This is a genomic window from Nostoc sp. KVJ20, from assembly GCF_001712795.1.
In the GTDB taxonomy this organism is placed as follows: Bacteria; Cyanobacteriota; Cyanobacteriia; order Cyanobacteriales; family Nostocaceae; genus Nostoc.
Genome location: NZ_KV757661.1, coordinates 14,415 through 29,509 on the forward strand (window position 1 = coordinate 14,415; position 15,095 = coordinate 29,509).

Genomic DNA, 15,095 nt, shown 5'->3' on the forward strand with positions numbered 1-15,095 from the left:
GTGATGAATAAAGACGCGATGAATCGCGTCTCTACAAATGATTGGTATTACCTTAATTAAGTTTCGCTCAACACTAGCTAAATGAAGTCTTATGCCTGTGGTTAACAGCAGTGGATTACGGGCATTTTTTTAGAAATTTTATGAGGATGACTAATGTTAAGTATGATTTTGTGTGCATTTTGCACTTGGACAATAATTATTCTATTTATTGGTAGTTTCTGGTTAACGCTAAAAAAAGGAATAATTCATTTAAAAACGCTGCATGAAATTCCTTGCTCTGGTTGCGAATATTTCACCAACGACTACCGCCTCAAATGTACTGTACATCCAACAAAAGCTTGTTCTGAGCAAGCGATCGCTTGTATTGATTTTGAGCCGAAAACCTCTTCCTGTAATGCTTGCCAGAAGGGACGGCGAAAGCTTTATTGAATTTATTTGATTAATCGTTCAGTGAGATACAAGAGTGCGTTAGGCGTTAGGCGTAAGCCGTAACACACCAAAAGCTTTGGTAGTTGAAAAAGTCTCACAAAATGCTCGTGTAGGCAGACTGAGTTACAACGGAGAAAATTTTCGTACTCCTCTTGTGTTCCCAGTGGTATCTTTAATGCATTCGGCTATAACCCAAAGATGCTGTGCAAGTAAAGATTTAAACGAATTCAGAGGTTAGTTCATGGATTTTCTCTCGGACACCGTTGCCCTCTCACGGATGCAGTTTGCACTGACGGCGATCTTTCACATGCTATGGCCTGTTCTCACTACTGGGATGGGGATTTATCTGGTCATTGTCGAAGGAATGTGGCTCAAAACACGCAATCCCGATTACTATCACCATGCTCGTTTCTGGGCAAAGTTATATGTGTTGAACTTCGGTATTGGTGTAGCATCCGGTTTGCCGATGGAGTTTCAATTTGGCACGAACTGGGCCCCATTTTCCGAAGCGGTAGGTGACTTTTTTGGCAGCATTTTAGGCTTTGAGGCTTCGATGGCATTCATGCTTGAAGCCGGATTTCTGGGGATTATGCTGTTTGGCTGGGAACGAGTCAACCCAGTGATTCACTATTTCGCCACGATTATGGTTGCCTTTGGCGCAAACCTATCTACCTTCTGGATTTTAGCGGCCAACTCTTGGTTACAGACTCCGGCTGGCGGAGAAATGGTGAATGGGAAGTTTGTTGTGGATGATTACTTTCAGGCAATTTTAAATCCCTTCATGCTCAACAGTGTCTCGCACATGTTTTTGGCGACGCTGGAAACTTCGCTGTTTGTGATTGGGGGAATTAGCGCTTGGTATATTCTCAACAAACGTCATCAGGCTTTCTTTGCGCGATCGCTTAAAATTGTCTTGGCAACTGCGATCGCAGTTACCCCATTACAAATTTATGTCGGACACCTCAGCGCCGAGCAAGTAGCAGATTATCAACCTACCAAACTCGCCGCAATGGAGGCCAAGTGGGAAACTAGTCCAGCTGGAGAACCCGCGCCCTGGAGTGTGGTGGCATTACCCAATAATCAGACTGAGCAAAATGATTGGGAAATCTCAATTCCCAACGGCTTAGGCTATATTTTGGAATTTAAAAAGAACCTATCTAAACCCGTTCTCGGACTGAAACATTGGAAGCCTGAAGATCGCCCCCGGATGGTGGGTTTGATTTATTATTCTTTCCGTATTATGAGCGGCATTGGCTTCTTCTTAGCTGCATTGATGGGACTCAGTGTGATTCAGTGGTTGCGGGGCAAACTTTCACCAGAAGCGATCGCCGCACAGAAATGGCTACTGCGAATCTGGATTTTGGCGGCTCCATTGGGCTACATCGCCGTCGAATCAGGCTGGATTGTGCGTTGTGTTGGGCGGCAACCTTGGGTGCTTTATGGGCAAATTCGCACAGCAGACGGAGTTTCTCACCTACCTGCTAGTGAGGTGTTAACATCGCTGGTGATTTTTGCTGGAATTTATACAGCCCTGTTTATTTGTGCCTTATTCTTTGGTAGTCGCATCATTCGTCAAGGCCCCAATCTGGAACTTCCGGTTCCAGGCGTTGACACCGAACCTGTCGCAGAAACTACTCCGGCTGAATTTGTTCCAGATCAACGTCCTGTAGAAGCAGAGCAATAGATAAGAAGGCAGGAGGCAGGAGGCAGGAGGCAGGAGGTAGAAGGTAGAAGGTAAACCCCATAAATAAATTTGGGGGTTTGAAACAAGAATGCCTTTTTTATTACACTGCGTGTATTGAAAAAAATCTGCTGTCACTCTCTTCATAAATAAATTTACTTGCTCTAAAAGAAAATGGCAGAGAGCAAAAAATATATTTTCTTCCTCCTGCCCCTGCCTTTCTTGGGTAAATCAATTAGGTAACTGTATGGAGAATCTAGAACACTTTTTAGCGCAGGTTTGGTTTGTCATTTTGGCTCTGTTTTTATTTCTCTACGTCATGTTAGACGGGTTTGATCTAGGCGTAGGCATCCTATCACTAACAAGTTCCAATGACGACCGACGCGACATCTTAATGACGAGTTTGGGTAATGTTTGGGATGCCAATGAAACCTGGTTGGTGTTGATGGGGGGTGCGTTGTTTGGGGCATTTCCTCTTGCTTATGGCACTATTCTGAATGCGCTCTACATTCCCATTTTTGGGATGATCTTTGGCTTGATTTTTCGGGCTGTGGCCTTTGAGTTTCGAGAGCATTCTACAAACAAAGTGTTTTGGAATGTGGCGTTTGGAGTTGGTAGTTTCATGGCGGCGCTATTTCAAGGATTCGCCTTGGGTACGATTTTGGAAGGCATCAAGGTGGATGAAGCGGGTCACTTTATCGGCGGTATGTGGGATTGGTTCGATTGGCGATCGCTCTTGGTTGCCTTGACATTAATCCAGGGTTATGTATTGATTGGCTCCACCTATCTCATCTTAAAAACTGAGGGAGAACTGCAAACATCGCATTACCGCACAGCCAAACTCGCTGCTTGGACAACGCTCTTAGGTGCAATCTTAATCACGATCGCTACCCCTGTTGTGTATGAAAATGCCAGAGCAAAGTTATTTCATCAGCCAGAAGTGTATCTATTTTCAATCATTCCAGTGTTAGGTGTGCTGCTGATTTGGTTATTGATTCAAAGCCTGAACCGCAAAGCAGAAACTACTCCCCTCGTTTGGACAGTGCTGCTTTTTCTACTTAGCTTTGTCGGGTTAGGATTAGTTGTTTTTCCCTATATTATTCCCCCAGGTATCACAATTTATCAGGCAGCCGCAGCACCTAGCGCGTTAGTGTTCATGATTATTTTTATTGGATTTCTTATTCCCATTATGTTGTTCTACAACATCTACAATTACATTGTGTTTCGAGGGAAAGTCGCAGACACACATTATGGGGAAATAGGTGACACAATAAAGACGCGATAAATCATCACAAAGACGCGATAAATCGCCGTCTCTACAATAATCAGTCTTTTGTAGAGACGGCGATTCATCGCGTCTCTTGCCTTAAATCACAAAAAAATAGTGTCTATCCAAAATTCAAAATTTGGTAAATTTGTGTTTCTCTGTTGATTAATTTTAGGGAAATATTGCTAACTCAGTTTCCGGGTCAAAAAAGTGAATTTTCTCTGGAGTTAGCGATAACCAAAGTTGCTCACCAGGTTGTACAAATCTGTCTGGTGGTATTCGCACTTGTAGGAAATTGGCTGTAGCAGCAGGTTGGGAACCAGGTTCGGCAATCTTAACAGTGAGAAAGGAATCGTTGCCGAGATTCTCTACCAAATCTACCTGCACTGGTAGATTTTTAGTGGCAGGCATACTCAAGTTCAAATGTTCTGGACGAATGCCTAAAATTAGAGTTTTCCGATCATATTTTTGTAGAGCTTTTCCCCAGACTTCGGGGAGAGTAAAACGAAGCTGGGAATGAGTAATCAACTGTGGAGCATGAAATTCCACAGGAATAAAATTCATTGGTGGTGAACCAATGAACTCTGCTACAAAAAGATTGGCAGGGCGGTTGTAAAGTTCTAGGGGAGAATCAACTTGCTGGATTTTACCCTCAGACATAATTGCAATGCGATCGCCCATTGTCATCGCTTCTGTTTGATCGTGGGTGACGTAAATTGTCGTTGTCCCCAGTTGGCGCTGCAATTTGACAATTTGGGCGCGGGTTTCTGCCCGCAATTTGGCATCTAAATTAGAAAGCGGCTCATCCATTAAGAATACTTGGGGGTCACGTGCGATCGCTCTTCCCAATGCAACCCGTTGTCTTTGTCCCCCAGATAGCTGTTTGGGTAAGCGATTCAGCAATGTTTCAATTTGCAACAGTTGAGCAACACTACGCACCTGCTCATTCACCGCTCTTTCTTTGTCAGAAGTGTAGCGCAATCCTTTAGGTAACTTTCTGGTCGCTCCCACAAAAAGATTTTCCGCCCAGGTGGGGAGTGGGGAGTGGGGAGTGGGGAGTGGAGAATGCTGATTTTCCCTATTCCCTAATTCCCTGCGGCGTAACCCAAAGGCAATGTTGTCATACACCGTCATGTGAGGATAGAGGGCGTAATTTTGAAACACCATTGCGATGTCGCGTTCCTTCGGTGGTAGGTCATTGATTAAGCGATCGCCTATCCAAATATTGCCTCCAGTCATCACTTCTAACCCGGCGATTAACCGCAGCAGAGTGCTTTTACCACAACCAGAAGGGCCCACCAGCACCATAAACTCACCATCTGCGATCGTCAGGTTAATTCGCCGCAAGACGTTGACACTTCCCGCACGCTCTTGCACTGCATCATTCTCCCCAGATGTGAGGGGAGATTGAGCTTGTGAGCTAACACTTTCCCCTTTACGTGGGGAAAAACTTTTATAAACGTTTTCTAAAACAACTTGAGACACAACTAATTTGGGGATTGAGCATGGGGCAAAACAGTTCCGAGTTCCGAGTTCCCAGTCCTGAGTAAAGAAATGAGATTCCCCACTCAGCACTCAGCACTCATTACTCAGGACTCTTAAGGGGCATTGGACAAAGGACAAATGACTAATGACCAATGACCAATGACCAATGACAGTTTAGCGCCCATCATAATACACGTTCTATGTAAATACGAAAAGTTAAAAAAACAGCTTGCACCATTAAAAGCAAATTACCCTAAATTTTAGGGCTGTCAGGAGGTGTTGTGATGACTACCGATATACCTAAAAATCTTTCTCAAGATCCAAGTATTAACCTTATCCATGACATTGTAGACGTACAAACCACAGATTGTTGCATTGTGGGTGGAGGCCCAGCAGGAGCAGTATTGGCGCTATTGTTAGCGCGTCAAGGTATTTCTGTGATGCTGCTGGAAGCACACAAAGACTTCGATCGCGATTTTCGCGGCGATACGATTCATCCATCGGTGATGGAAATTATGGAGGAATTGGGACTTAGCGATCGCTTGCTAAAACTCCCTCATGCCAAAATTCGCCAAATTAGGGTTAAAACTCCTCAAGATACTGTCACTTTGGCAGATTTTAGTCATCTGAAAACCCACTACCCTTACATTACAATGCTTCCCCAGGTGAAATTTCTAGAGTTCATCACCCAAGAAGCACAAAAATATCCTAGTTTTCATCTGGTGATGGGTGCGAATGTACAAGAATTAATTACCGAAAATGGTGTAATTAAAGGTGTCCGCTATCGGGGAGGCGGTGGTTGGCATGAAGTTCGGGCAATACTGACAGTGGGTGCAGATGGTCGCCACTCACGTTTACGCCATCTAGGTGAGTTTGAGTCCATCGAAACCTCACCACCAATGGATATCCTTTGGTTTCGCCTACCCCGTCAGCCAGAAGACCTAGAGGGAGGAATGGGGCGCTTTGGTGAAGGTAAAATCATCGCTATGCTTGACCGTGGTGATGAGTGGCAACTTGCTTATGTTATCCCCAAGGGAGGCTATCAAAAACTACGGGCTGAGGGTTTGGAGGAATTAAAAAAATCTGTTGTCGAAGTGGTGCCAGAATTCCAGCAACGCATCCACAATTTATATGATTGGTCACAAATAGCTTTTCTCTCAGTCGAGTCCAGCCGTGTCAAACGTTGGTATCTTCCGGGACTCTTACTCATCGGTGATGCAGCTCATATAATGTCCCCTGTTGGTGGAGTTGGCATTAATTACGCGATTCAAGATGCTGTCGTTGCAGCGAATGTACTCAGCGAACCCCTCAAGAATCGACACGTAGAACCCAGCGACCTAGCAAAAGTACAGCGTCAACGCGAGTTGCCCACACGCATCATTCAGGCGTTTCAAACTTTTATCCAAAAGCGGGTATTTGCCCCGGTTCTCACCTCAAATCGCAGCTTTGTACCACCTGCGTTTTTGCGCTTACCTATCTTGCGCGACCTTCCAGCCAGGTTAATTGCCTTCGGTGTTTTCCCCTCTCACGTCAATACTTAATTTTTGCCAAGAATTTTTTCTATTTGATGAATGAGTGGTACAATTATACTACTCTATGCAGAATTTAATGCTCATTCAGTCAAGCGAGGGTGGCGAACAGTATACTCAATGCTGTTCAAAATGATCGCTTGGCTTTTATGCTAGAAAGGACTAAAAACCCAGACATTATTAAAAAATGCAAACAATTAAACATATCTAGATATTAATTGGCACTACATAGAAAAACCCCCTCTTTTTCAATCAGTACTTTTTGCAGTCAGGAGTAATTTTAATGAACAGCTGCGTTTTGATGGCGGAAATTATTAACGAGCCGCAACTCCGCTATACGGCGGATAATTTAGGAGTCACGGAAATGCTGGTTCAGTTTCCCAATTCCCAGAAACCAGAAGATCCGCCAGCTACTCTGAAAGTTGTCGGCTGGGGAAATTTAGCGACAGAAATTCAGCAAAACTACCACCAAGGCGATCGCGTCATCCTGGTAGGACGTTTAGGTATGACTACTGTTGAGCGTCAAGAAGGTTTTAAAGAAAAACGCGCTGAATTAACAGTGCAACAAATTCAACCTGTTGGAGGTAGTTTTAATACTGATCCATTACCCTCAGCAACCGCAACTCCATCATTCACTGAAACGGCTCCACGACAAACATCTTCAGCATCTCGTCCTCCACAGAAAGACGTTAGCAGTTACGAGTCACCACGTCCAGCACCTACCCCAGCGACAAATCCGGTTGGCGTTACCCCCCAAGCGACAAGTTACGAACCCGTACCCCAACCCACAAATTATGAGCGAACCACTTATCCCGCAGTGAAGGAGGAAGAACCAGATCCAGATGATATTCCGTTCTAAAGTTGGTAGTTGAGCGTTGAATAAAACTTGGGTTGCAAGCGCTAACTCACAGTAATTCCAAGGGGTTGGACAATCAAAGAGCGATCGCCTCTACCTAGTACTGCACGGCGTAAATAAGCCACCAATTTTAAATGTCTGAAACCCTTGCAAACAATTAATTACGAATTACGAATTACGAATTACGAATTACGCCTTGCGGTACTAGTTTCCCACCCCTTCGCAGGTTTGGGTGGGCACCAAAAGAGGTTTTTACTGGACACACCAAGGGATTCTAGAATTCCTCGCATCACCTCTGTGCAATACATCCAATGTCCCAAATCGTCATACATGCGATCGGGATTAAACTCGACATTGTAGTGCAGCACATTGGGGAGGTCTAAAAACTCATCATCGCTTTGGGGAGAAAGAAGCAAGAGATCAAATGGCTTCCCCTGACATTGTTTTTGTAGCTTGTTGACCAGATCAATTACGCCACCGCGATCGCAAATTCCAGTGCGGACGAAAAGCACTTTGTCGCAGTGCCGCAGTGCGTACCAAAACCTTTCAGAACGTGCTGTGTACCGAACGCGCATCCGTTCATGGACGGGAGACATATCGCCTGTTGGGTCGTCTGTCTCCTCAACTTCATGGGCAAAAGACAAACCCGACCACTTACTGTGGTAAATTCTGCCTGCATCTGGGCTGTAGTGCAGGAAGGCAGGGTTCCACATATCATAAAAACCGTTTGCGATCGCATCCGCAACATCTCCAATATTAGTGGTGCGCGTTAGATCAAAGGGAAAAGCAGGGCCATCGTACTCCATCTTGTACAACATCATGCGGACGGCACAGCGATCGCCAAGGGGAAGAATCGCCACACGCTTGATATCCGATAACTGACATTTGTATTGGAAAAACACCGCAGACTTGGGTCGTACTTTCACCCGGCTTTCTAGCCCATCGTTACCAATCATCAGGGTGCAAAAGGGGGCATCGGGATAAAGCGGATCTTCATAGACACCCGATGGCATGGCTTTAAGTGCGTTGCAAACCTCTGTCCACATGGGCTGGATGTTGTACTCATTTTCTGATTCGTTGATCACCCAGAGGTGGCGTTCGTCCGCTTGCAAAATCCCCAAATGCCCGTCATAGAACAAAACTTGTGAGTTGTTCGGCGAAAAGAGATTGAAGGCGGCGCTATATTCTAAATCGGCACTAGGGGGAATGTCTAATGTGGTTGCGATCGCGCCATCCTCTTGTACAGCAAAGAAGGGGAGTGTCCCTGGCTTCACAGATTTCGCAATGTAAATACCTGGTATCAATCTTGCCTGACTTTGCAGTGCAGTTTGCAATTCCTGCCAATAGGGAGCGATCGTGTAGTTGTATTGTGATTGATTAATAATCCGTAAACGCTTCTCTTCGATACAGACAGAGACATGAAAACCTACAGTGTCAAAGTAGATGGCAAATTCATTCGGTTGCTGGAAGCGTTGTTTTTCTTTTGCTAATTTGTCTTTGTCGATATCGAATAGGTGCTGATCGATCTGCTGATACATCAGGCTGTGACCGATCGTGTTTGGGTGAGCCGGATCGAAGGATGTCCCCGCTTTCCATCGTCCTTGTCCATCATCCACAGCTGCCAACCAATCTAGTACGGTTACATCCCAACTTAGCATTCGTTTGTGTGTGTCTTGCATCAGCCAGTAATGCTCCAGGGAATAGTCGCCATTGGGATAGACACCGCCCAAAATTGGAATAGCCCCGATGTCACGCGTCATTTTCACCAACTGCTGCAAGCCACTTTCAAACCGTCGCTGTACTGCTCGGCGTTCATGAGGGTGACAGTAGGCTAACCCTTCGTTACCCAGAGATAGGGCAATGATCACGATATCCGGTTGTTCTGGGATGACAACTGACCCAAATCGAGCGATCGTTCTGCTGACATTTGCCCCCACTTCGGACACATTCACAAGTTGATGTCCATATTTTTGCTCCAAAGCCTGTGCCAATAGCCAGACCCAACCTTTCAGAAACCAGGCTTTATGACCTAATGCGACGGAACTGCCAATGACCACAATTTTGAGTCTTTCAACCCCTTCTTCCAAGGGCATTTTGACAGCCGACTTCTCCATGTATCCAAAGGGGTAAGGTTGTAAATAACCGAATGCGCCATCATCCACAATAATTTTGCTGGAATGCTTTTTAGAGTCAATCGGTATCCAGCGATTTGTATCTAGTAAACTCTCCCATCGAGCATTACCGTTTGCGTCGAGATGTATGTATTTATATTCAACTCTCTGGGCATCGCCTGATTCTAAAGGCGGCTGAATGTCAATTTCTATATCTGTCCACCATAAAGGATAGCGATCGCTATTTGTACGCAGGTAGACACATTTGGTGATGTCCCACAATCCCAACTCTGGACTAGAACCAACCAGACCAATGGATTCGCCCCTTTGAGTATATGCACTGATCTGGAATCGATACATAGAATTTATCCTGATTTAGTGAGTACGATACCAAACAGTCAGGCTGAAATATTTAAATCTACTTTCAATACGGTTTGGTTAAGATCCCCCCGCTTGCTGCAACCCCCTTAAAAAATGGGTACAAGAGGGTTAAAAGACCACCTTTTTAAGGGGGGATTTTCAAAAGATTAGAACGTTAACCGAACCGCATTGAATCTACTTTGACAATATTACATAGAATTCTTAAGAATCTGGTATGGATCTTGTTAAGTATACTGAAGCTCTGACTGAAATCACCCAAAGCTATGGTTAGAAAGGTTTTTAACGATTAAATAGAATTTTTACAGAAGATTTTTATACTTATTAAATAGAATATAGTGTATTAAAAGTCTTTGCACAACTAAGAACAAATCAACAAAAGGATAAGATTAAGTTAAATTTTTCCTTCAATAGCGCTGAAATACGCAAGTACTTAGTAGTGAACGCTATCTATTCCACTTGACCAAGACTTAATAGATGAGAAATGCGATCGCTCACCATTGATTTACCGGAGGCGATCGCAGAAAAACGGACGAAATAACTCACAGGCAATACTTGCCTTCAGATCATGCAGATGCACCAACCCCATTTTGTGCAACTGTGAGCCTTGCACAGCCTCGCAATCTACAGGACTTGACTGTCTGACGATTTCTGTAAACGATGGCAATAAATCGGGATAACGTTGCAGGTTCCACCATTGCTGTTCTAGGTGGTCTGCATAGATGGCAGCAGCGATCGCAGAATTTTCTAAGAGTTCTTCTAGGGTTATTGTCTGCTGCTGTAGATAATAAAATGCTAACTGCAACCGATAAGGATGTCCCCCCAACAGAGCGATTAGGCGCTGGGTTTGTGATGAGGTTATATCCTGTTCGCACCTATGTGCTAGATCCTGCACCTGAGCAGGGTTAAACTCAGGTAACTCAATAACTAGCCCAGTATTCAAGAGAGAGGGATCGATGGAGGGAGGCATCAGAATTTCAGTAGAATGAACCGTCACCAATCCCAGCTTGTGCCAAGGATTAATGTCTGCATCGGCTTCTTTGCCTTGTTCAGACCATGTTCGTAAAAGTAGGAGAAATTCACGAGCAACGTCGGGGTAGGCAAAAAGCTGGTTGAGTTCATTGATCGCAATGACTAGGGGGCGATTCTCCCTTGAAGAGACTCCGCAATCGAGGTTGGTTAAGATTACATCCTGAAAATAATCAGTGGCATTTGATTTGCTGCCCAAGGAGTTATCCCAAAAACTAGCAATTTCATTTGGCAAGTCTAACTGCTTGCTGACTCTGGCACAGAACCATTGTAAGAAGCGTTCTAGGTTCTGTAAAATCTCGTCGTTAGCAAGTTGCAAGTTCACAGAAACGGCGCAATGACCCTGGGAGTTAGCGTAAGCCAGGATGCGAGTCATTAGAGAAGTTTTGCCCATTTGCTTGGGGGCGCGGATGTTGATCAACGCACCGGGTTGCTGGATGGCTTCATAACAGAGGGATTCGAGAATAGGACGGTCAATGTAGAAGACTGAATCCAGGGGCATCTGCCCTCCTGGTGGGTTTGGGGAACGAGGGTATAGATTGTCTGACGTTCGGCTCTGCCGTCCCTTCGGGAATCGTTCCATTTTGTGGGTTTGCCCTACACTACTACGAGAATTGCATACTGCTTCGATGCGATCGCAGGCTGAAGCCTGCGACATTGAGCCAATCTCGGCAAAACTGTCTTGATGAGGCTCCAGATAGAAATAATCGTCCTTTAGCAAGGTTATATTAAAAGCATGGAAGCAGCACTCCAAGGTTCGTTTATCGACTCCTACAGAGCCATTAAAGACCTTACTGAGGGTATTGGGGGTTAAACCTGTTTTCTCACTGAGGTCTTCGAGAGTGTATCGTTTAAAGTTTTGCTCAATTTCTAACTGAGCTTTTGCCTGATTGAGTTTCTTTGAGCCTTGAGCCGTCAGAATCGCACCCCGCCTTCGTAGATGGTTTTTCGATTGTAATTGCATTTTTACTTGGAAATAAAGTATAAAAATGTGCTTAGTAATTTGCTTACTAAATATAGATAACTGATGCACTTTAAAAATTTATGCAGTATATTTACAAATCTTAAGTGATTAGGCTATTGAGTAAAATTGGCACGTTGAGCCTACTGCCATTGGGTTTCTAAATTGGCAAATACAGTATCAGAATTACATTTTGCTTACAGTGACATCAATAATTTCGCACGACTACTTACGGATGCAATTCAAAAACGTCTATTCTCAACGCACCTGGGAGTCGGAGTTTACTCTGGGAAAGTAAACAGAAGCCAGCAAGTTATTAACTTGCGGGTTTTTCCAAAGTTAACAACGCCGTTAAATGAATGGTTGCGAGGCACTTAAATTTTCGGTAGCTGAAACCAATATAGGGAAAAGCTTTGAAGATTTGCTGGTGCTAAATCCTTAGCTTTTTTCTTAAAGTTGCAAACTTTGGTAGTGTTAGGAATCGGGAATCTGTAGTGTTGATTCATATCAAGCTAATATTAGCCTTCTGGAGGTTGTATGACTTTTCTAATTCCTAATGAAAATAGCCAACCTAATCCTAGTCCTCACGACACTAACCCAATTGAAAGCCAAATTATGGCAATGACTACCAAAGAAGATTTGCAGCAAGAATTAGACTCAGTTCGCGCTAATTACCAAAAATGGCAAGCTAAAGACGATCAGACTGCAATAACAACACAAACTAGACTGGCGCAAATTATTCATCTCCGTGCTAATCAGATAGGAATTCAACTAACGTAACAGTAGCAAGGCTATAGCAATTCTAAATCATTCGTGAAGAACAAGCTCTGCAACCTCTCAAAGAAATCACAGAACTGAACAAGGGCGGTTTTAAAAACTCATTTAGGATTGCTATATACCACTAAATACTATTAATGGCTCTTAACCTTGTAATCGATTGAAAATATACATAGGGTTAGAATTACTTGAAGGAAGTTTTCATTTGACAATACTTCGCCAATTTACGAGGGTGAGTTGATGTATTAACTTCTTTTTGTCTATGGCTTGGCAAAGATAATAAATCCTAAAATTTACTCCAAGGTTTCCTGCAAGATTATTTTCCGTATTGTCCGCAGTATAGAGGGTTTGAGACTCCAATCTACCTTTGAAGCTAAACGCTAATATATGGTTTTTTTTGGCATTTCTGCTCAAACTTTTGTAGGCTATTATTTTTGCAAAGTATTGCCCTATTACATAAAATTTTGTCCCACCACTGATAAATATAATGTAGCAGTAGCAAGTCATAATTAATTTTAAGAAAAGTATCTAATTAACAATTTATGAAACCTAAAGTTAAAGTTTTACTTGCTTTAATTTCCTTTTCCTTTATCCTTGGCAGTTGCCAAAAAGAAGACTTATCAGAAGCGAAATCATTTGGTGATTTATCCCAATCTTTAGCAATTGCCAACGAAACAATATCGGCTGATATTTATGCTTCCTGCGCCCGATCCGCAACCTGGGAAGCTTTGGGAACACAGCAAAGTAGAATAAATAGCAAAAATCGTTTGAATAAATGCGACGAAATTTATCTTCCGAATTCACAAAATACTGAAATAGCTGGCAGTGTTTTAGTCAACTATGTTGCGGCAGTTGGAAATTTAGCCACTGAAAATGATAACGGCTTTACTCCTCAGTTAAATAAAATTTCAGACGGTTTAGGAAAGCTTAATATTGATGAAAATGCTCGCACAGCAGGGGTTAAAATTGCTGACTTTATTACTAATCTTCTAGTTACGGATTTTCGGCGAGATAACTTGAAAGTTGCTATTGTTTGCACAGATCAAGATATTCAGAAATATTCTACTGAACTGTCCGATTTCATTGAGTCATCTTATGTAAAGTCTTTGCTCAACGACGAAATTACGCAGATTCATGAAAATTATGGTTTCTACATAAGTGAGGTCAATATAAGATTACTAAAATTATCAAACCCAGAAGATGATCTACAAGATTTTAACGCACTTCAGACACAACAGACTTTATTAGAGGCAGAAGAACGAGCAGAAATTACCAAGGTAATTGAACGTAAAAAACAGGGATCAGCCTACGTAGCTGCTATTCGTTATACCGCAGAATTTCACCGCAAATTGAAGCGTATTTTCAATAAAGATCGGGAAGAACTCTCATCAGACCAAATTCAAAAATGCAATAAATATCGCTCTAAAAAGGAAAGCCTAAGTTTTCAAAATACCGATAAAAAATATGATGTTTGGAATCAAGAAATTACCACATCAGAGTTAAAGCAAGCCAAGAAAGTAACCAAGGAATACATTGACAAAGTTACTCCTCTATTTAATGAGATTCAAGATTAATTATCAAGTCAACCGTTTGTAAATAAAAGAAAGAGGACTTATGACTACTGAACTAAATATAGATCATTTAAAAGAGATTCATGATCAACTAACTAATACAATTAAATTTCTCAGTGAAGAGGCTGGCAAAGCTCGTGACAATGGGAGAATTGATCGCACAAAATTTACACAGGCAAAAGATGAATGGGGCAAGTTGGAAACCAAAGCAGTTGAACTACAGGGTTTGATCGATGGGGTAAAACTAGGTTCTATACTCAATAACGATGTTAATAGTTCTTACTCACAAATTCTGAGTGCCACAAATAGCCTACAAGAAGCTGCTAAAAAGATTAAGAATGAGAATTTTGGAGGTTTTTTATCAGAAATAGCTAAAGTTATTGATATTGTTACTAGCACCATCAAGGCTATTAAACCGATGGGCTTCTGACCTCGCGGGGCTATAAAAAGGGCTAGGATGCAGATATAATAATAAGCCTCATAGCCCTCTCTCCTTGCTGGTATAGGAATCCGCTTTGATTTCTGAACGAATTTGCGTAGACAGGCAATAGGCAATAGGCAACAGTAAAGAGGGCTTCTCAATACTTGTCGGTTAAGGGGAAAAGGGGAAGGTGGGGCCCCCTCTGGGGATAAGGGGAAGGGGAAAGAAAAAACCTTTAACCTTTACCCTTTAACCTTTACCCAAAACGCAATTCCGAGTTAAAAATCCAAAACCTGAGCAGTATTGGAGGGCTTCTTAGTTGTACTGAGTTTTTTCAGAAATCAAATATGAGTCCTATAGTACTTACACTTATTAGGACTGATACCAATTTAATGTGAAGTTGCACATATCTTGATCCCCCTAAATCCCCCTTAAAAAGGGGGACTTTGAATTCCCCCCTTTTTAAGGGGGGCTAGGGGGGATCGAATTCTATCCAGCTTCATAAAGAATTGGTATTATGGCGTTTACCAGTCTAATAAAGTACACTAATTAAGATAAATTCAGTGCATCTACTCAAGGGTAAAAATGAAACCATATTCC

Annotated in this window: 11 protein-coding genes; 8 read left to right on the forward strand and 3 right to left on the reverse strand. The window is 42.9% G+C overall.

The annotated features are described in order from the left end of the window. The first annotated feature begins 153 nt into the window (after positions 1–153). The 3 genes from A4S05_RS39400 to cydB all read left to right on the forward strand — a co-directional run bounded on the left by A4S05_RS39400 (position 154) and on the right by cydB (position 3,395). Entirely contained in the window at positions 154–429 is a 276-nt protein-coding gene (locus A4S05_RS39400; protein WP_084227260.1) for a hypothetical protein, read from the forward strand. 241 nt (positions 430–670) lie between these two features. Next, a complete protein-coding gene (locus A4S05_RS25145) occupies positions 671–2,113 on the forward strand; it encodes a cytochrome ubiquinol oxidase subunit I (protein WP_069072509.1) in 1,443 nt (480 codons plus the stop codon). 244 nt (positions 2,114–2,357) lie between these two features. Further along, entirely contained in the window at positions 2,358–3,395 is a 1,038-nt protein-coding gene (cydB, locus tag A4S05_RS25150; protein WP_069072510.1) for a cytochrome d ubiquinol oxidase subunit II, read from the forward strand. Between the two features lie 153 nt (positions 3,396–3,548). On the opposite strand, the gene A4S05_RS25155 is transcribed toward cydB, so the two are convergent. Further along, positions 3,549–4,862, reverse strand: coding sequence for an ABC transporter ATP-binding protein (locus A4S05_RS25155; RefSeq protein WP_069072521.1), 1,314 nt, complete (start codon positions 4,860–4,862; stop codon positions 3,549–3,551). Positions 4,863–5,146: 284 nt separating this feature from the next. Here A4S05_RS25155 and A4S05_RS25160 point away from each other — a divergent pair, with 284 nt between their 5' ends. Both A4S05_RS25160 and A4S05_RS25165 read left to right on the forward strand, forming a co-directional pair. Further along, complete coding sequence (locus tag A4S05_RS25160; RefSeq protein WP_069072511.1) at positions 5,147–6,403, forward strand: FAD-dependent oxidoreductase; 1,257 nt, start codon at positions 5,147–5,149, stop codon at positions 6,401–6,403. A 271-nt stretch (positions 6,404–6,674) separates the two neighbouring features. Next, a complete protein-coding gene (locus A4S05_RS25165) occupies positions 6,675–7,250 on the forward strand; it encodes a single-stranded DNA-binding protein (protein ID WP_069072512.1) in 576 nt (191 codons plus the stop codon). Between the two features lie 179 nt (positions 7,251–7,429). On the opposite strand, the gene A4S05_RS25170 is transcribed toward A4S05_RS25165, so the two are convergent. Both A4S05_RS25170 and A4S05_RS25175 read right to left on the reverse strand, forming a co-directional pair. Then, positions 7,430–9,718, reverse strand: a complete 2,289-nt coding sequence (locus A4S05_RS25170; protein ID WP_069072513.1) for a DUF1796 family putative cysteine peptidase — start codon at positions 9,716–9,718, stop codon at positions 7,430–7,432. A 523-nt stretch (positions 9,719–10,241) separates the two neighbouring features. Continuing rightward, positions 10,242–11,729, reverse strand: coding sequence for an AAA-like domain-containing protein (locus tag A4S05_RS25175; protein WP_069072514.1), 1,488 nt, complete (start codon positions 11,727–11,729; stop codon positions 10,242–10,244). Between the two features lie 534 nt (positions 11,730–12,263). Between A4S05_RS25175 and A4S05_RS25180 the strand changes: the two genes are divergently transcribed. From A4S05_RS25180 to A4S05_RS25195, 3 genes are all read left to right on the forward strand, one after another. Next, positions 12,264–12,506, forward strand: a complete 243-nt coding sequence (locus A4S05_RS25180) for a hypothetical protein (protein WP_069072515.1) — start codon at positions 12,264–12,266, stop codon at positions 12,504–12,506. 539 nt (positions 12,507–13,045) lie between these two features. Further along, positions 13,046–14,077 (forward strand): hypothetical protein, encoded by a 1,032-nt coding sequence (locus tag A4S05_RS25190; protein WP_069072517.1) that lies wholly within the window; start codon positions 13,046–13,048, stop codon positions 14,075–14,077. 40 nt (positions 14,078–14,117) lie between these two features. Then, complete coding sequence (locus A4S05_RS25195; protein WP_069072518.1) at positions 14,118–14,504, forward strand: hypothetical protein; 387 nt, start codon at positions 14,118–14,120, stop codon at positions 14,502–14,504. Positions 14,505–15,095: the final 591 nt, after the last annotated feature.